Source organism: Streptomyces sp. NRRL WC-3549, from assembly GCF_000721935.1.
In the GTDB taxonomy this organism is placed as follows: Bacteria; Actinomycetota; Actinomycetes; order Streptomycetales; family Streptomycetaceae; genus Streptomyces.
Genome location: NZ_KL585418.1, coordinates 1 through 285 on the forward strand (window position 1 = coordinate 1; position 285 = coordinate 285).

Below are 285 nucleotides of genomic sequence, written 5' to 3' on the forward strand. Positions count from 1 at the left end.
AGCCTTGGCGCTCGCCGCTTTGGTGCGCACGGCCTTCGTGCTCGCCGCCTTCGTGCCCGCGGCCTTCGCCCCGGCGGACTTCGCGCTCGCGGTCTTGGTGGCCGTGGTGCGCTTGGCCGTGGTGCGCTTGGCGGGCGGCGGGGTCTCGGCGGCGGTCCCGGTGACCTCGGTGGTCACCGGCTGCGCTGCGGGCGGGACCTCGACGGGCTCGGGCGACTTGCGGGACGGCTTACGGGCGGTCACAGGGACGTCCTCCTAGGAGGGGGAGAGGGGGGAGGGGGCGGG

Annotated in this window: 1 pseudogene; it reads right to left on the bottom strand. The window is 76.1% G+C overall.

Annotation, left to right across the window (positions count from 1 at the left end):
* Window positions 1-243 (bottom strand): annotated as a pseudogene (locus IH13_RS41135) (VanZ family protein); the annotation flags it as partial.
* Window positions 244-285: the final 42 nt, after the last annotated feature.